10 protein-coding genes are annotated in these 17,392 nt (G+C 73.8%); 6 read left to right on the top strand and 4 right to left on the bottom strand.

The window, feature by feature from the left end:
* Positions 1 to 6 precede the first annotated feature (6 nt).
* Positions 7 to 804 carry an HAD family hydrolase gene (locus ACFVVL_RS18805; RefSeq protein ID WP_387676535.1) on the top strand — a complete coding sequence of 266 codons (798 nt, stop codon included), beginning with the start codon at positions 7 to 9 and terminating at the stop codon, positions 802 to 804.
* On the opposite strand, the gene ACFVVL_RS18800 is transcribed toward ACFVVL_RS18805, so the two are convergent.
* Positions 755 to 2,206: a N,N-dimethylformamidase beta subunit family domain-containing protein gene (locus tag ACFVVL_RS18800; RefSeq protein ID WP_387676532.1), complete on the bottom strand. Its 1,452-nt coding sequence runs from the start codon at positions 2,204 to 2,206 to the stop codon at positions 755 to 757. The genes ACFVVL_RS18805 and ACFVVL_RS18800 overlap by 50 nt on opposite strands.
* A gap of 239 nt (positions 2,207 to 2,445) precedes the next feature.
* On the opposite strand from ACFVVL_RS18800, the gene ACFVVL_RS18795 reads away from it, so the two are divergent.
* Positions 2,446 to 3,291 (top strand): class I SAM-dependent methyltransferase, encoded by an 846-nt coding sequence (locus tag ACFVVL_RS18795; protein ID WP_387676529.1) that lies wholly within the window; start codon positions 2,446 to 2,448, stop codon positions 3,289 to 3,291.
* Between the two features lie 31 nt (positions 3,292 to 3,322).
* Positions 3,323 to 4,084: a GNAT family N-acetyltransferase gene (locus tag ACFVVL_RS18790; protein WP_380290828.1), complete on the top strand. Its 762-nt coding sequence runs from the start codon at positions 3,323 to 3,325 to the stop codon at positions 4,082 to 4,084.
* Positions 4,085 to 4,156: 72 nt separating this feature from the next.
* Here ACFVVL_RS18790 and ACFVVL_RS18785 read toward each other — a convergent pair whose 3' ends face one another.
* Together ACFVVL_RS18785 and ACFVVL_RS18780 are read right to left on the bottom strand one after the other, a co-directional pair.
* On the bottom strand, positions 4,157 to 5,230 hold the full coding sequence (locus ACFVVL_RS18785; RefSeq protein WP_387676525.1) for a hypothetical protein: 1,074 nt from the start codon (positions 5,228 to 5,230) through the stop codon (positions 4,157 to 4,159).
* 131 nt (positions 5,231 to 5,361) lie between these two features.
* Positions 5,362 to 5,610 carry a hypothetical protein gene (locus tag ACFVVL_RS18780; RefSeq protein WP_380290824.1) on the bottom strand — a complete coding sequence of 83 codons (249 nt, stop codon included), beginning with the start codon at positions 5,608 to 5,610 and terminating at the stop codon, positions 5,362 to 5,364.
* Between the two features lie 325 nt (positions 5,611 to 5,935).
* On the opposite strand from ACFVVL_RS18780, the gene ACFVVL_RS18775 reads away from it, so the two are divergent.
* The 3 genes from ACFVVL_RS18775 (at position 5,936) to ACFVVL_RS18765 (ending at position 14,714) form a co-directional block, all read left to right on the top strand.
* Positions 5,936 to 11,851, top strand: a complete 5,916-nt coding sequence (locus ACFVVL_RS18775; RefSeq protein WP_387676521.1) for a hypothetical protein — start codon at positions 5,936 to 5,938, stop codon at positions 11,849 to 11,851.
* Positions 11,848 to 13,386, top strand: a complete 1,539-nt coding sequence (locus tag ACFVVL_RS18770) for a hypothetical protein (RefSeq protein WP_387676518.1) — start codon at positions 11,848 to 11,850, stop codon at positions 13,384 to 13,386. The genes ACFVVL_RS18775 and ACFVVL_RS18770 overlap by 4 nt, the downstream gene beginning before the upstream one ends.
* Positions 13,387 to 13,670: 284 nt before the next feature.
* Positions 13,671 to 14,714, top strand: coding sequence for a substrate-binding domain-containing protein (locus ACFVVL_RS18765; RefSeq protein ID WP_387676515.1), 1,044 nt, complete (start codon positions 13,671 to 13,673; stop codon positions 14,712 to 14,714).
* Positions 14,715 to 14,798: 84 nt separating this feature from the next.
* On the opposite strand, the gene ACFVVL_RS18760 is transcribed toward ACFVVL_RS18765, so the two are convergent.
* The gene (locus ACFVVL_RS18760) at positions 14,799 to 17,144 is read right to left on the bottom strand and encodes a collagenase (RefSeq protein WP_387676513.1); all 2,346 of its coding nucleotides are present in this window, start codon (positions 17,142 to 17,144) and stop codon (positions 14,799 to 14,801) included.
* Positions 17,145 to 17,392: the final 248 nt, after the last annotated feature.

Raw genomic sequence — 17,392 nt, 5'->3', positions numbered from 1 at the left:
CCGTCCGTGCCTCCGGTTCCCGCCCGGCCCGTCGTGCCGTCCGGGGCCTCTCCGGACGCGCCGCCGCAGGTCCGCGCCGTCGTCTTCGACTTCTACGGGACGCTGGCGCGGATGGTCGAGCCGCTGCCGCCCGAACACCGTGCGATCTTCGACCGCCGGGGCCTGTCCGCCCAGGGCGCCCGCTGGGGCGACCAGTGGACGGTGGGCCCCGCCGAGGGTGAGCATCACGCGGCCCACTCGGTCAGCCAATCCGCGTACCACCATTGGGAGTTGGAACGGCTCCGGCGCAGGGCCCGCGGTTGTGGGGTGCCGGAGCGGGAACTGGAGGGACTGGTCGGGGAGCTCGACCGCGCCATGAAGGCCGTCCGGCTGGAGCTCTTCGAGGACACCCGCCGTGTCCTCGGGGAGCTCCGCGCCCGGGGGCTGCTGGTCGGCATCTGCTCCAACTGGTTCTGGAACCTGGAGGACTGCCTGGAGGAGGTCGGCCTCGGCGGGGCGGCCGACGTCGTGGTGGGCTCCGCCCGGGCGGGCGCGCGCAAGCCGCATCCGCTGATCTACCGGGTGCTGCTGGAGCGGTGCGCCCTGCCGGCCCGGCAGGTGCTGTTCGTCGGCGACATGTGGGCGCCCGATGTGCTCGGCCCGGTCGGGGCCGGGATGCGGGCCGTTCACCTGTGCCGGCCCGACCCGGCGGTGCTCGGCTCCGAGCCGCCCCTGCCGGACGGGGCGGCCCGGATCCGCGGGCTGGACGAGTTGCTCAGTCTCGTGCCGAGCGGTGCCGCAGCCGGTCCAGCAGGTTGCGGGTGACCCGGACGACGCCGGCGTCCTGGTCGTTCCCGCAGACCACCGGCCAGTCGGTGGTGCCCGCGGAGAACACGGTGCCGCCGGCGGTGTAGACGCCCATGGTCGCGGCCCGGGGGCTGGTGATGCCGGCCTCCCGGGCCGGACCGTTCCAGTGGCTCCACTTGAAGTCGTGGAAGTCCTCGTGGACCGGTTCGAGCACGTGGATGCCCAGGATGAGGAAGGAGTCCGGGGTGCCGTCCTCGCCGGTGGCGCGGGCGACGCCGTGCTCGTCCCGGGCGTAGGCGGCGCCGTCGCACTCGTACCCGATCAGCGTGGTGCCCGCGCCGAGCCGGTCGGGCTCACCGCCGTCGGAGCCGTCGCGCAGCCCGGTGCCGGCGAAGACCCAGTGGTCGGCGTGCTGCACGGTGTACCCCTCGCGCGGACGGTCCCCGGGCCACCCCTCGGCGCTCGCCCACATGCCGCCGTTGCGGAAACTCACGCCGGTGAGGGAGTTCTCCGGGCGGCCCACGCCGTTCGGCGGCTCCGGCCACCACTGGTCGGTCGCCGGAAGGTGCGGATACGCGTCCCCGACGTGGTGGTCGGTGTCCGAGACGAAAGCGGTGTTCCGGTCGGTCGGATGAATGCGCCACCAACAGGTGTTGGCGCTCAGGAAGGCGATGTTCCCGCCGCCCCGGACGAATCGCTCGGCCTGGTCGCGCATCGCCTCGCTCCAGTATTCGTCATGGCCGACGCTGAGCAGCAGATCGTACGACGACAGCAGCTCCGGATCCTCGTGCAGATCGAGATCCGTGCAGAATTCCACCGGGTAGCCGTTGCGCTCCAGCCAGGCGATGAAAGGGGCGTCCCAGTAGGCCAGGTCGATGATTCCGCCGGGCCGGTGCAGGCTCACTTTGTGCCCGCGGGGATCGCCGTCCGGCAGGTACACCGGGTGGTCGTACAGGCTGACGGCGCGTTCCTCGCCCGGGCGGTCGGAGCGGTTGTAGGCGTGCCGGGTGTACGTCGACTTCTTGTAGAGGATGCGCGAGCCGCTGCCGGCCCGCCGGGGCCGTACGACGAAGAACTCGCGGGCGGGGCCCTCGATGCTCGCGGCGTCCAGCAGCGGCGGGTCCTCGCCGTCCTCGACGAACTGGACCAGGTGCATGCCGGGCGTCCAGTGCTCCGGCACGGGCACGGTCAGCGGTGGCCAGTCCCAGTCGTGGGCGGGCGAGACCCGGCCCGGCACGCCGTCGGGGTGCGGGGGCGCCGGGTGCCGCGACCCCGGGTACGGGCCGCTCTCCGCGAGCAGTTCCACGCCCTCGCCCAGCCGGTAGAACCTCAGCCGGAACCGCGCGGCGTCGGTGGAGACGTGGACGGTCAGCTCCTCCCCGGGGACGACGCTTTCCCTGCCGAGATATCCCTCTGTCATTCCGCCTCCCAGCAGAGCGAGCGGCCGGTGAATAGGTGTCCGGCGGCTTCGGCCCGCCATCGTAGGCGGTGCCGGGAATTCCCGGCAATCGGTGCCGTGGAACCGGACATTCAGCGCCGCCTTTCGGACAGCGAAGCGGACCGGGAGAATCCTCTACGGCCCGGCCGGGTAACCGGAATTCAGCCGGGCCGGCCCGGCTGTCGCAAATCCTTCGGCTCAGGCCAGGAACGAGGCTTCGCATGAGCAATGAATTCCGGGTGAGGGAACTCGTCCTCGGAATCGAGGGCCTGGCGCTGCTGCGCCACGCCATGGACGGGGACGAGAAGTTCCTCAAGGAACGCGTCGAGGACATCCGGCGCTTCGTGGCCGGTGACGGCGAGCTGCCGGCCGGGGGCACCGACGTCAGCGAGCTGGGCCTGTCCGAGGGCTACGCGTCCTGGTCGACGATCTACGACTCGCTGCCCAACTCGTTCATCGAGGTCGAGGAGCCCGTGCTGCACGGGATCGTCGACACCCTCCCCGTGGGCACAGCCCTGGACGCCGCCTGCGGCACCGGGCGCCAGACCGGCGCGCTGGTCGCGCGGGGACACCGCACCATCGGCGTGGACCAGTCGCCGGAGATGCTGGCCAAGGCCGCTGAGCGCGCCCCGCAGGCCGAGTTCCGCACCGGGCGCCTGGAGAGCCTGCCGCTCGACGACGACTCGGTCGACCTGGCCGTCTGCTCGCTGGCCATGACCCATCTGCCGGACCTCGCGGCGGGCGTGGCCGAGCTGGCCCGGGTGGTCCGCCCGGGCGGGCGGATCCTGGTCTCGGACCTGCACCCGTTCGTCATCGCCCTCCAGGGGCAGTGCGTCTTCGTGCACGGCTCCGACCAGCTCGCGTTCGTGCGCAACCACGTCCATCTGCCCGGGGCGTACCTGGAGGCGTTCACCTCGGCCGGGCTGCGGGTCCGGGCCTGTCATGAGCCGCTCTTCAACGGCCGCCTGGCGCCCGGGGGTTACGAGGAGTTCATCGCGGACGCGGCCCGCGCGGCCTGGGACGGGCTGCCGATCGTCATCGTCTGGGACGTCGAAGTCCCGGCCTAGGAACACGAGAAGAGAAGAGGAGGACGACGAGATGGCCCTGGTCGTGGTGACCCACGCGGAGAAGCCCGAACTGTGGGACCGCATGCCGGAACGGTTCGCCGGCATCGTGCCCGAGTACAACCTGCACGGCGACGTCAACGACGGCTACTGGGACCGGCTGTTCGCGGACTTCCCGGAGTGCCAGTTCGTCCTGTACGACGACGAGCGCGAGGAGGTGGCGGGCGCCGGCCGCTCGCTGCCGCGCACCTGGGACGGCACCGGGGCCGACCTCGGCCCCGGGCTGGACGACTCGATCGCCCGGGCCTTCGCGGACCGCGAGGCGGGCCGGACCCCCGGCGCCCTGTGCGCGCTGGGCATCGAGGTCGCGGAGGACTACCAGCGCCGGGGCCTGTCCAGCCTGCTCCTCGGCGGGATGCGCGAGGTCGCGCGGCGGGCCGGCCTGTCGACGGTGCTGGTGCCCGTGCGGCCCACCTGGAAGGACCGCTACCCGCTGGTGCCGATCGAGCGTTACGCGGCCTGGCGGCGTGAGGACGGGGCTCCGTTCGACCCGTGGATCCGTACCCAGGTGGGCGCCGGCGGCGCGATCGCCGGTGCCTCCGAGCGTTCCTCGCGGATCACCGGCACGGTGGCCGAATGGGAGCGCTGGACCGGCCTCGCCTACCCGGAGGACGGCGACTACGTCTTCCCGGCGGGCCTGTCCACCCTGCGGATCGAGCGCGAGCGGGACCTCGGCTCCTACTGGGAGCCCGCGGTGTGGATCACCCACCCGGTCACCCCGGACGTCACCGGGTAGGTCACGCCGGAGGTCACCGGGTGGGCCGCGCCGGCGGCCACCCGGTGGGCCGCCCGGGGGCCGCCGTCCGGGTCACGCGGGGGGCCACTTCTCCCCGGCCCTGACGGCGGTCCAGGCGAAGGCCGACATCAGCCGCACCTCGTCCGGCCCGGCCTCCGGGCGGCGCTCCGGCGGCAGGCCGGCGGGACCGGCGGTGGACACCGCCGCGTCCCGCAGCCGGGCGAGGGCGGCCGGCGGTACGTCGCCGGGGCCGTCGCCCAGCCGGCGGGCGGCCTCGGCCGCCTGCCGGCCGAGCAGCAGGCAGTGGATCCACAGCTCCTCGGCGAAGTCGCGGCCGAACCGCCCGGCCACCTGCGCCGCCAGGTCCTCCGGCATGTCCTCGGCCACCGCGTCGAGCACCGCGCGCTCCGTGAGGCCGGTCGCCGGCAGCGCGTCGCGCCACCGGTGGTGGCCGCGCCCGCCGTCCGCGCCGTGCTCCTGGCCGACCAGCCGGATGTAGCCCTCGCCGTAGCGCATGTACGGGATCCAGCCCGGCTCCTCCAGGACGCGCCCGTGCTCCAGGAGCGGTTCGGCGTCGGCGGCGTCGGTGGGGCAGACGGCGAGCCGGATCCCCTGGGTGGCGTGGCCGTTGATGCTGCTGGTGCCGATGTGCTCCACCACGTTGGGCACGGCGATCAGGGCCATCCGCCCGCGGGCGCGGAAGAAGACGGAGAAGAGCTCGTCGTCGTGGCGCTCGGCGCTGCCGGTGGCGAACCGGCGGAACTCCTCGGCGGTGCCGAGCGGCAGGCAGACGGCCAGCGACGGCGTGAACTCGTCGGGCACGGCCCGCACCCAGGAGGCGCCGGCGAGCGCGGCGAGCCGGGAGGCGCCGCCGTTGCGCGCGTGCCAGTTGGTGTAGAACACCAGGGCCTCGTCGGGGAACCGGGCGGCCGCGCGGCCGACCAGCGCCACCAGGTTCTCCGGGGCGGACACGTCGTCCTGGACGACGAGGTGGTGGCTCCCGCCGGTCTCCGCCGCCGCCCAGGCCACCAGGGCCGTCCGGAGGGCCGAGGGCGGACCGTCCGGCTCCGGGTCGAGCGCCAGCCCGTCCAGCCCGAGGCGCTCGGCCAGCTCACGGGCCTGGACCAGGCGTACCGGGTGGGTCATGACCGCCGAACTCACGCGCACCGTACGCACCGTGGCTCTCCCTCGCTTCTGGGGTCTCGCGCCATCGTGGCAGGCGCCGCCCCGCGGCCGGAAGGGCGCGGAGTGATCTCGGCCGGTTACCGACGTCGGGCTCAGGGCCAGTGGCGCCCTCTCCAGCGCGCGGCGATGCGCGGCTCGTTCTCCGCCCGGTAGGGGAGGGCGGCGAGCAGCGGCGGAGCCGCGCAGTCGTCCACCGGGTCGACCGGCGGCTGCCGGCGCGGGAAGGCCATCGCGGCGATCGACAACCAGCTCACCAGCACGAACCCGTCCACACACAGGGCGGGGACCAGCGGCATCCCGTCACCGGCGTGCACGGCCGTCACCACACCGGCACCGATCACGGCCGCGATCCCAACGATGAGACCACGTACGGCCCTTCGCATGACTTCTCCACCCTGCAGTCGTGCGGCCGGTGAACCCGGCCGCTCGGGGGCAACAGTGAACGGCACACCAACGCCTGTTGTGACGACGTATTCCGGACAGAATTGGAGTAGACCAATTTTTCCCTGTCGCGGAGCCCCGGAACCTGCGCGCGGCCGGCGCCCGGCGGCCGTTGTCAAGCTCCGTTCGATCTCTTGTCAATTTCGATGTTTGAAATCCGGGAACTGCTGCTGAACTGGTCGATTCCGCTGCGGGCGGGTTCCGGGCCGTGTGAAGATGTCCGGCGTGTCGTCAGCTCCCGAACTCCGCCGGTGGCTCTCCAGTCAGCCACCGGACGCCCTTCAGCACCTGCTCGCCTTCCTGGCCGTCGTGCACGGCCACCCCTTCGCCTACAAGGGCGAGCCGACGAGGCAGGCCCGCGCCAGTGCGGCCGGGATGCGTTCCTGGGTCGCCAGGGCACCCTCGGACATGCTGCTGCGCATCGCCGAGGTCGGGCACGAGGTGGCCGACCGGATGGCCCGTCAGCACGGCTCCGCGAAGCAGGGGCTGCAGGGCGCGGACACCGAGTGCCTGCGGGGGGCGTTGACGACCCTGCCGCCCTCGCTCGCCTGCCTCGCGCTCCACTGGTATCCGCTGGCCGGTGAGGACGCACCCGAACGCGGCCGGGTCCTGGAGCACTGGGACTCCCTGTGGGAGGCCGCCGCGACCTCGGCGGACTGGCCCGAGCCGAAGCGGCGCCTCCGGGGGAGCAGGGCGGAGGCACCGGCGCTCGGCACGGCCTCGCAGGAGGCTCCGTACGGAAATCAGCACAGCACGCGGCCCGACGCCGCGGACGGGGGGAACTCGGTGTCCGACGACCTGGCGGAGCAGCTCGAAGCAGCCGCGCACCGGCTGCGCAGCGAGGGCGAGGTGCTGGCCGGCCGGCTGGAGGGCCTGGCGGCGGACGTCCGGCGAGGAGCCGGGCAACGCGACGCCGATCTGGCCGCCGCGGTGGACGCCTGGTTCGGCCGGCGGACCGCCACGGCCGAGCTGGCGCTCGGCCTCGGCGGTGACGTCCGGTGGGAGCCCGCCCAGACCCATGACGACCTCGACCGCATCCTGGCGGAGGTCCGCTCGGCCAAGGTCGACGAGGAGATCGCGAAGGTCGAGGCCGAGCGCGAGGAACTCGTCGCCATGGCGGCCGCGGCGGTGAGCTACCCGGCGGTGCGCAGCGCACTGCAGGTGGAGGTCGACGCCAAGAACGCCCGGATCGGCGAGCTGCGGGCGCTGAAGGAGCGGCAGCCGGGACGCGGCCCCCTCGACGCCACCCGTCCGGAGGAGCGGCCGCGACCGGTGGCCGCGGAAGCCCCCCGGCCCGTGGCCGGGCGGGAGGTGCCGCCGCCGGAGGCCACGGTCGAGCCGCCCGTGCCGCCCGTCGAGGACGCCCCCTGCGCGCCGGTCTCCGAGGACTCCGAGCCCTCCGAGCCCTCCGAGTCTTCCGAGCGCGCGTGTGCGGCCCCGGAGGCCGGACCGGCGGAGCCCGCCGTGGTCGACGGCACGACCGGACCCGGGCCGGGGCCCGCCGGTGCGGCCGGAGCCCCGGTGGAGCCGGGCGCGTCCCTGCGGACCGCCGAGGAGCCGGACGGCCGGAGCCGGCCCGTCGCCCCGGTCGAGGCCGGCCGGCCGCCGGCCGCACCGGAGCCGGTGGCGCGGCCCCTCCACCGGCCCGGCGTCCCGAAGCAGCCGTCGGCCGCCTCCGCGACCGCCGCCTCCGCGCCCGCCGCCTCCGCGCCCGCGGCCGTGGAGGCGGTCGAAGCACCGGTCGCCGTCGAGCCGACCGACGTCTGGACCCGGACCGGCGCGACGGCCTCGCCGGTCGAGCAGCTGATCGCCGGGGGCAGGCTGACCGAGGCGTACTGGCTGACCCGCGCCGCTCGGGACCGCCGGGAGCGGTGCCGGTCCCTGGCCTTCGCCTCGTCGGCGTTCGGGCTGGCCCCCGGGCAGCAGGCGGCGATATCCCTGCAGGTCGGCGTCGAGGACCGGGCGCTGCCGGCCGCGGACGACCGGGACGGCTACCTCATCGCCCTGGCGGCCGCGGTCCGCAGCGGGCTGCAGGCGGGGTGGGCGCTCCCGATCGTCAACGACTTCGCCCAGCTCCCCGGGCTGCCCGAGGTCTGGAACGAGCTCTTCCGGACGCTGGCCCTGGAGATCCGCAAGGGGGTCCCCTTCCAGCCGGGCGACGAAGCCAGGCTCGGACCGGACGACACCGTCGACCCGGCGGACCTGCGGGACCGCGCGGAGGCGCTCAAGGCCCGGCTGGGGACCAGCAAGACGGCGTACCAGCTCGCCTCGCGCGTCCTGCAGACCATGCTCAAGGACGACGCCGAGCTCGGGCACAGCCTCAACCTGATCGTGGCCTGGTCGACCGGCCTCGCCACCGCGGAACAGCTCCGCCAGGACCTGGAGGACACCTACGGGGAGGACGACGCGATCGACCGGATCATCCGGGAGACCACGCGCCGGGTCAGCTCGCCCAACCAGCGGAAGACCAAGATCATCGCCACCGCCCTGGACCAGCTGCGCGGGCGCATCGGCGAGGTGATGACGCTGCTGCGCGAGGCGGTCCAGGTCGCCGAGATGCCGCCGCGCGGCGACAGCCGCCGCCTCGGGAGCGAACTGCTCGCCGCCCGCCGGGCGGCGCGCCAGGAGGCGCTGCTCCCGGGCCCCGGCGGGGAGGCGGTCCGGCTGCTGCTCGACTGGATCGACGACGGGGCGGCCCCGGGCGTCTCCAGGGTGCCGGCCGGTCCGCCCGGCACCGACCCGCTGCTCGTCCTGCCGCGCCTGGCCTGGACCGCGACGGCCGACGGCCAGGACGTGCCGGACCTCGACGCCCCGGATGCCCTGGACGCCCTGCTGGAGGTCCTGCAGCCGGCCGACCCGGGGACGGCCTTCGCCGCCCACCTCGACCGCGGTGACCTGCACATCGCCGGGCGACTGCTCGACCTCGTGGCCACCGGCCGGCCGGGCTCCGCCCCCGCACCCGAGGCGAACCAGCTGGACGCGTGGCGGCGCAGGCTCGCCGACGCCGAGGCCCACTGGCGCGAGAAGGCCGGCACGGCCCTGAACCGGGCCGACATCCTCTTCGCCCAGGTCCGCCTGCAGAACCTGCTCACCCCCGAGCAGGAGAGCGAACTGGCGGCCCAGCTCCTCGACCTCAAGACCTCGGACCGCGGCCTGCGGTTCCGCCCGCTCCTGGAGCAGGTGCGGGGCGTCGTCGCCCAGCTGAACGCCAGGATGCTGGAGAAGACGGACCAGCTCCGCGCGCAACTGGTCGAGCTGAAGCTCGAAGGGGCGGACCTCGTCCGGGTCAGCGCCCTGATCGACGGCGGCGACGTCGCCACCGCCGAGGAACTGCTCTCCTTCGCCCGCAAGGGCGAGCGCATTCCGGAACAGGTCGTCGAGATCGGCACCGAGCTGGCGGCCTTCCTGGAGGGCGTGCGCCACCCGGACTCGCCCAGGGCCGGCAGCACCGGGGCCGACGCGCGCTGGTGGTTCGACCACTACGCGCGCGGGCGTTCCGGTCAGGCGGAGACCGACGCGGTCACCGTCGCCCTGGCCGCCTGGGAGTCGCTCGGGCGGCTGAACGAGCGCCGCAACTCCTTCCAGAAGCACGTCCCCAGCGTGCTGCGGATGCTCGGCCTGAGCGTCAAGGGACCGGTCCGGCTGGTGGACCAGGACCGCAAGGACTGGCAGGTGATGACGCTCTCGATCACCGCGGAGATCAGCGACAACGTCCCGGGCTACGTGTCCCGGATCGGCTCCCGCGCCAAGGGCGTCTACCGGGTCCTCATCGTCGGCACCGAGGAGGTCGGCCCGGACGCCCTGCTGCGCCACCTCCCCGAGTCCGCGCTCGGGGCCAACATCATCCTCTATCTGCAGCCGCTCGGCATCGCCGGGCGGCGGCGGCTCGCCCAGGCCTCCCACCAGAAGCCGCAGCAGGCCATCGTCGTCGACCCGGCGGTGTTCGGCTGGATCGCCGCCGGTGAGGCCCGCTCCTTCCGCGCGGTGCAGCGGGTGACGCTGCCCTGGGCCGCGTACCGGCCGTACGAGCCGTTCCAGGCCGGCCAGGTCGCCGCCGAGGTGTTCAAGGGCCGCGACGACGAGAAGCGCACGATCATGGCCCGCGAGGGCGGCCTCTTCCTGTACGGCGGACGGCAGTTGGGCAAGTCCTCGCTGCTCCAGCAGGTGGCCGACAGCTTCCGGACCGGGCACGGCGGCAACCAGGTCGCGGTCTACACCGATCTGCGGTTCGCCGAGATCGGGCTCAGCCGGCTCCCGCAGGAGATCTGGAGCGTGCTGGCCCAGCAGCTGAAGGCCGCCGGGGTGCTCGACCGCAGCGTCTCGGAGCACGCCAGCGCCACCGCCATCGGCGACCAGGTCCAGCAGTGGCTGAACGAGAGCGAGGAGCGCCGCATCCTCTTCCTCGCCGACGAGGCGGACGCCTTCCTCAACGCGGACGCCCGGCCGGTCGAGACGGCGGGGGCGCAGTCGACCTTCCGCACCCTCACCGGCCTGATGAAGCTGATGGCCGACACCGAACGCCGCTTCAAGATCGTGTTCGCGGGTCTGCACCAGGTGCAGCGCTACAACCGGCTGACCAACTCCATCACCGGGCACGGCGGCGAACCGGTCCTGGTCGGTCCGCTGCGGGCGAAGGCCGCGATCGACCTGGTCGTCGAGCCGCTGGCCGCGACCGGGCTCTTCTTCGAGAACCCCGACCTGGTCTGGAGCATCCTGGCCCTGACCAACAACCAGGCCAACCTGGTCCAGATCGTCTGCGAGGGACTGGTCGAGGAGATGCAGGGCCGGGCCCTGTCCCCGGAGGGCGGGCGCCCCCGGATCACCAACGCCGACGTGCAGAAGGTCGTCGAGAACGGAGGCATCCGGGACAAGATCCGCGACCGGCTCCGCCTGACCATCGACCTGGAGGACCGCTACCGGGTCCTGACGCTGATCCTGGCCCTGCGCAGCCTCACGGACGGCTACGCCCGCGGCTACACGCCCCAGGAACTGCAGGAGGAGGCCCACCGGATCTGGCCCGACGGGTTCCCGGAGCAGAACGGCGTGGACGAGGTCCGCACCGACCTGGTGGAGATGGAGGGCCTCGGACTGGTCCTCCCGCTCCCGGGCCGGAGCAACAGCTTCGTCATGCGCAGCCCGAACCTCGTCAACATGCTCGGCACCCGCGACGAACTCAAGGCGGAGCTGCGCACCAGCGAGTTCACCCAGAAGTACGACTACAACCCGCGCGTCGCCCGTCGCTCCATCGGCGTCGACCGCGAACGGGTCATGCGGATGAGCCCGCTGACCGACGAGCAGTGGCACGACGCGCTGTCCCGGCGCACGGCGGTGATCACGGCCACGGCGGCGCTCGGTGCCGACCTCCTGGCCAAGGCGGCCGAGCAGCACGTCGGACGGGCGCGCCAGGTCGTGCCCGTGGCGCCCGCGGAGCTGACCCAGACGGTCACCCGGTGGGCCCGGGAGCGCTCGCCGCACCTGCTCCTCGCCGACCTCCGGGGCGTGCCCGCCGAGCAGGTGCGGGCCGACGTCGAGCGGCTCGCCAAGTACACCTCGGCCTCGGAGGAGGAGGGCAAGGAGATCCCGCGCCGGCGCGCGCTGGTCGTCGTCGACCCGCTGACCGCGCTGCGTCCCGACTTCCCGGCGGTGTTCCGGGCGCAGCCGCAGCGCTGGAACACGACCAGCCTGCGGGCCTGGCCGGAGCAGCCCTTCGTCTCGGTCCAGGAGCGCCGCAACCTGATCGAGGCGACCGGGGGCTGGCCCGGCTTCGTCGAGCGGGCCATCGCCCAGTACCTCCAGGGCGCTCCCCGGGAGCGGCTCTTCGCGGTGCTGCGGTCCCGCACGGACGACCCGGAGTTCGCCCGTGCGCACCTGCGGCGGGTCGGCCTGTCCGACCGCCGGGTCGAGCAGATGGCCGGCTGGGCCGACATGTTCAGTCCGGAGGAGCACCGGCAGGGCAGGGCCCACGCCGTCCCCCAGGACCTGGCCGTGGTGCTGGACGACGACCTGGACGAGGCCGAGGCGCTGCTGGCGGACCTGGAGGCGCTCGGGGTCCTCGACGACGACGGCGAGGTCCTCACCGTGGACAGCGTCACCTTCCTGGCGCTCAGGACCGTGGCGGGCGTGCAGGGCAGGGCGGTGTGACCGAGATCCTCGATCCGGCGGGCGTGCTCTCGCCGGAGGCGGTCCGCCACCTGCCGGGCGCCCGGCGCCACTGCGCCGGGGTGCTCGCCGACCTGCGTGCCGGGTTGAGCTGCGTCTGGCTGTTCCCGGACGCCGAGGTGGAGTCGGACCGTGCCGACCGGGCCGTCGCGGAGGTGGTCCACGGTCTGGACGACGCCGTGGAGGTGCCGGGCAAGGAGACGGCTCACCGGCCGGTGCCGGTCGGGGCCGCGCCGGAGGTGTGGGGCTTCTGGGAGCAACCCGGCGGCGGGGGCGGGGCGGTGGTCCACGGCTCCGAGGACGCGTTGGAGATCGACGACGGCTTCGGGGGCTGGGACCCGTTCGGCGTCTCCGGCAACGGGGGCTTCCCGGGGGCCGGGCGGCCGTCGCTCGCAGCCGCCGCCGACGCCCGGTTCCCCGGGGGCCGGGTCGGCGACGGCGGGGACGGTGACGGCCGGGACGGCGGAGACGGCGACATCGCCGCACGCCTGGCCCGCAGTCTCGGCCTGGACGGCGACCTGGTCGCCGAGTTGACCGGGGCCGCGGAGCGCCGCACGCCCGTGCTCGTCGTGCGCGCCTGGACGGAGGCGGACCCGCACGCGGTGTCCCGGCTGGTCCGCCGCTTCCAGGCGGCCGTGAAGGAGGCCGGCCTCCGGCCGGGCGACCGTCCGCGGTTGCTGGTGGCCTCCCGCCTCCAGGACCTGGAGGCCGACACCGTGGGCCTCCTCGACGGAACGGTGTCGCGGCCGCACTGGTGGTGGGGCGTCTGGAGCCACCTCGACACGGCGACCGTGGTGGCCGACGCGATGCCGCGGGCGGGCTTCGGGCAGGCCCACAGCCGCATGACGCCGACGAAGCTCATCCGGCACGCCCTGCGCCGCGAGACCGTGGTGCAGACGGCCGGGCCCGACCTCGGTCTCGCGGTGGAACTGGGCCGGGTCTGGAGCGGCCGGGTCGGTGAGCTGGCGTCCGCCCTGCACGCGTGCCGTTCCGTGGACGCCGCCGTCGCGCAGGGCTCCCAGGGCCGGGGCGCGCCCGGTGCGGCGTACGCGCCGCTCCCCGAGAGCGGCCTGCGCGAGGCGTGGTCGGCCGGGCTGGTCGACAGCTGGGAGGGGCAGGTCCGCCACAGCCCCCGCTCCGGTGGGTGGCCGACCGGGGGCCCCGAACTCGACAAGCTGGTCTGGCAGGCCCAGAACCGCATCCTGCTGCCCCTCATCGACGACGCCCGCCTCGGCTTCGTCGAGATCCTTCCGCAGATAGCGGTGCGCGGCGTCACCCGGCTCGTCGACACCTACGTCCGGCAGTCGCTGCGCGAGGCCAGGGGTGCGGCTGCGGATCCGGCCTCGATGGAACTGGGCGAGCTCTACGCCGCGGCGGTGCACCGGGACATTGCCTTGACCGAGGAGCAGTTCGGCCGGCTGCGCACGCTCCGGCGGGCCCGCAACAAGCTCGCCCACCGCACACCCCTCGACGACACCCTGCTCCAGGACCTGCTGGAAGCGCTCTCCGGCATCTGAGGCGTCCGGGAGACGCGGTGGCGGTCGCGGGCCCGGAGTTCACTGCCCCCCGGCGGCCGGCCCGGGCCGCCGGAAGGGAGGGGTGGCCGGGGGAAGAACTCTTGGGGTCGGAGGCGGGAGCAGGCCCGGATGTCGGCTGGTGGTGCGCCCCAATGCGCTTAAGGGAGACATGACTTGACGGCCCGGCGGCTGTTCGGCCGGTGGCCCGGCCGTGAAGATGGGCGGGCCTGTCGGCCGGTGGGGCCGGGCGGGCTGATACCCGGGAGGGATCTTCGATGCGTTCGATGGCTGCCCGTGTGACGACGGGACTCGCGGCCGCGGTGTGCGCGGCGGGACTGCTGGCGCCGGCGGCGGCGGCCGATCCGCCGCCCGGGACCATGCCGGCCGCCACCGACCTGGTGGGGGCCGGGGCGGACACCACGCAGGGATTCATGAACCAGACGTCCGCCGACTACGACGCTGCCATCATCGGGACGCAGCCCCGGCTCTACAGCATCGACGCGACCGGAGCCAGCCCGATCACCACCAAGACCGGGGCGACGCCCATCGCGCGGCCGGACGGCAGCCTGGCCGGCTTCAACGCACTGGTGGCCACCACCGCCGCGACCCTGGACTACGCCCGCACCTCGCGCGGGCCGGTGTCCAACATCAACCCCCAGCCGTACACCTTCGTGGCGTTCGCGCGCGACGCGGTGAGCTGGGCGGCCAAGCCCGGCGGCCACGCGCCCGCCAACCTGACCACGGCGCAGCTCAGGGACATCTACCAGTGCGTGGTCACCACGTGGAACCAGATCGACCCGGCACTGGCCAACACCACCATCAAGCCCGTGCTGCCGCAGGCGACCTCGGACTCCCGCCACGCCTTCCTGAAGGCGCTCGGCGGCGGTTCGGCGCTGCTCACCCCGGGCGCCTGCGTGACCACGGGCCCGCGCGGCGACCGCGGCACCGACCCGCTGCTCAACGACGACGACGTGGTGTTCCCGTACTCGGTCGGCCTCTACGTCGACCAGGTGTACCGGGGCCACGGCACCGCGGTGGAGTCGCCCGGCCCGCTGGCCCTGCGCCGCATCGACGGCATCGCGCCGGTCGACGCCTCGAACAACATCAGCTCCTCGTTCGTCGCCACCGCCTACGGCCACCAGCTCTGGCACGCCTTCCGCACCGCCGACTACTCCGCCGCCAACAGCCGCGGCGTCGCGCTGCGTTCCGTCTTCAACTCCTCCGGCTGGATCTGCGGCCACCCGGCCGCGACCGTCGCCCGCGGGTTCCTCCCGCTCCCGGCCCCCGGCTGCGGCGTCTCGGTGTGGGCCACGGGCCTCGCGCTCTGAGCCCGGCGGGGCGCCCCGGGGCACCCCGCCGGGCGGGAGGACCGGGCCGGTGGTGTACCGCCCGGTCCTCCCGCCCGCAGGGGGTCAGCGGCGCAGCGGCCCCTCGCAGGTGTAGTCGGCGCTGCCGGCCCGGCCGTCGGGCCAGACGTCGACCTTGCCGAACCAGCAGGTCATGTCGGCGAGGTTGTTGGCGGCGGCCCCGGCCCGGGTGAGCAGGAAGTAGTCGACGGTGTCGGCCATCGACTCGCGCACCTGCCCGGCGCTCAGGGAGTTGGTGAGGTTGGCGGTGATCCGGCCGGTGCAGGTGAAGCGCACGGCGTTGTTCCAGTCGGCGTTGTCCTTGCAGACCGGGGTGTTCTGGGTGGCGCGGGCGAAGGCGTCCTGCACCTCGTGGGCGTAGGCGAAGCGCAGCTGCCCGTTGGGGGTGTAGGTGGTGACCGGCACGTAGAGGTCCTCGGCGCGCGGGATCTCGGCGTCGAGGTGGGCGTCGTACTCGCGCTGGAGTCCGGCGTCCCGGCCGAGGCGGTCCCGCCAGGCGTTGTAGCCGTCGAGGTCGTCGGCGCGCAGCAGCCGGTACATCTCGGCGAGCTGGTCGGGGTGGCGCTCGCCGAGCAGGTTGAAGAAGGTGGCCGCGTACGGGTAGGCCCGGAAGCCGAGGCCGCGCCAGGTGGCGTGCAGGATCTGGTCGACGGTCAGCCGCGCGTTGCCGTCGCGGACGTCCGAGGCGACCTGGCCGACCATGTACTTGCGGGCCTTCACGCCGTCCTTGGCGGTCGCGCCGGCGAAGTACTCGGCGGTGCCCTCGTTCATCGCGAAGGTGGCGTCGCTCGGCCAGCGCGTGGTGTACCCGGTCTCCGGGATGGCCCAGCGGGCGTTGAGGTAGTGGGTGTACTCGTGCCGGAAGAGCTCCTCCAGGCTGAAGTACGACTCGGCGCTGGTGCGCTGGTAGGTGTAGAAGGTGGAGTCCTGCTCGATGAACATGCCGCCGTTCTCGACGTCGCCGATCCCGAACAGCAGGTACTGCAGCCACTTGTAGTTGGTCTTGGTGTCGTACAGCTGCACGGTGAGGACGGGGTGGGTGTCGTCGGCGAGCGGCTGGTCGGTGCCGATGGTGCGGAAGAACTGCGCCTTGACCTGCTTGGTGGCGTAGTAGAGCTGGTCGGCGGTGGCCTTGTCGAGGGCGGTGCGGATGACCAGGGTGCCGTTGTCGTAGCTGAAGGTGTGGGGGAAGTACTGCCGGATCAGGTCGGCCCGGCAGGCCTCGTAGGCCTGGCAGAGGCCGAAGTCGTTCACCGGGACGGCCACGTTGATCCACGGGCGGCTGAGCCGGCCGAAGTTGTCGCGGAGGGTGGTGATGACCCCGCCGACCTCGGCCTTCATCTCGGGCTTGAGCGCCTCGACGGTGGCCAGCCGGGCGTACTCGTTCATGGCGTCGCCGACGGCCCACTCGGTGTCGGTGCCCTTGAGGTGGGTGTAGCCGGCGAAGTCGCGGATGGCGTGGCGGTAGCCCGGGTTGTCGACGGCGGCGGTCCGGAAGGCTCCGCCGTCCTCGCTGACGTTGTTGACGCCCTGGAAGTTGATCTGCAGCGCGCTCTGCAGCGCCCAGTTCCAGCCGCGGTTGCCGATGTACGGGCTGGTGGCGGAGGCGTACTGGCGCAGCACCCGTTCGGTGAGCGGGAGGCGGCCGGGGCGCAGCCGGGGGGCGGTGGAGGTCTGCAGCAGCTCGCCCATGGCGTTGCCGGCCGCCTCGGTGGGGTCGAAGACCCGGGGGTTGGCGGTGTACGCGGCGATCGCGCGCTCGATCGCGGCCTTGGTGGTGTCGTCGTTGAGGTCGAGTTCGGAGTGGTCGAAGTCGAACAGGACGGCGACGTGCAGGAAGTACCAGAGCTGCTGCTGGTTGAGGGTGTTGGCGCTGTCGAAGCGCGGCGCGAGGGCGGTGATCCGCTCGGCGACCGCCTGCACGTGGGCCGGGGTGAGGACCTTGGCGAGTTCGGGGGTCCAGGTGCGCAGCAGCGGCAGCAGGCAGCTCTCGTAGCCGTGCGAGCCGTCCGCGAGGAAGTCGGCCAGCGCGGTGGGGGAGAGGGCGGCGAAGGAGGCGACGGAGCACGCGGCGTGGGTGCCGGCGGCGGGCGGGGCCGGGGCCGCGGTCGCGGTGGTGAGGTCGGACGGGTCGGCGACCGGCTGCCCGGCGGTCGTCGTCGGCCGGCGGGTCTCGTTGCCCGGCGCGCCCTCGGGGCCGGGGATTCCGGCGCCGGTGGTGCCGTGGGCGACGTCGCCGGTGGTGCCGAACGTGGAAGCGGGGGCGGCGGCCGGGGCGGTGGGGAGCGGGCCGGGCGTGGCGGCCTGGGCGCTCTGCACGAGCGGGGCCGCGAGGGTGACGGCGAGGGCCGCCGAGAGCAGGACTGTGCGCAGACGTGGGGTGGCTGACACCGGTTCTCCAGTGAGGGTGTGGGGGTGCACGGCGCTGGGCGTGGTGCCGGCCGAGGGCGTGGGGGAGCGCCAGGACCGCGGAGTCGCACGGCGGTTGCGGGGGCGACGGGACCGGCGTGGGTTTCCGGCATGGGTTCTCTGGCCCGTCGTTCAGTAAAATAGTAATGTCAAATTGCATTGCGCAAGAGGTGGTCGCCCGGGGCTCCGGGCGCGGGTAACGAGAGGGTCTCGACCGGGCCTTCCGGCTG

Source organism: Kitasatospora sp. NPDC058115, assembly GCF_042884635.1.
Lineage (GTDB): Bacteria > Actinomycetota > Actinomycetes > Streptomycetales > Streptomycetaceae > Kitasatospora.
The sequence above is the reverse complement of the archived record's forward strand: the minus strand, read 5'-3'. Positions and strand labels throughout refer to the sequence as shown.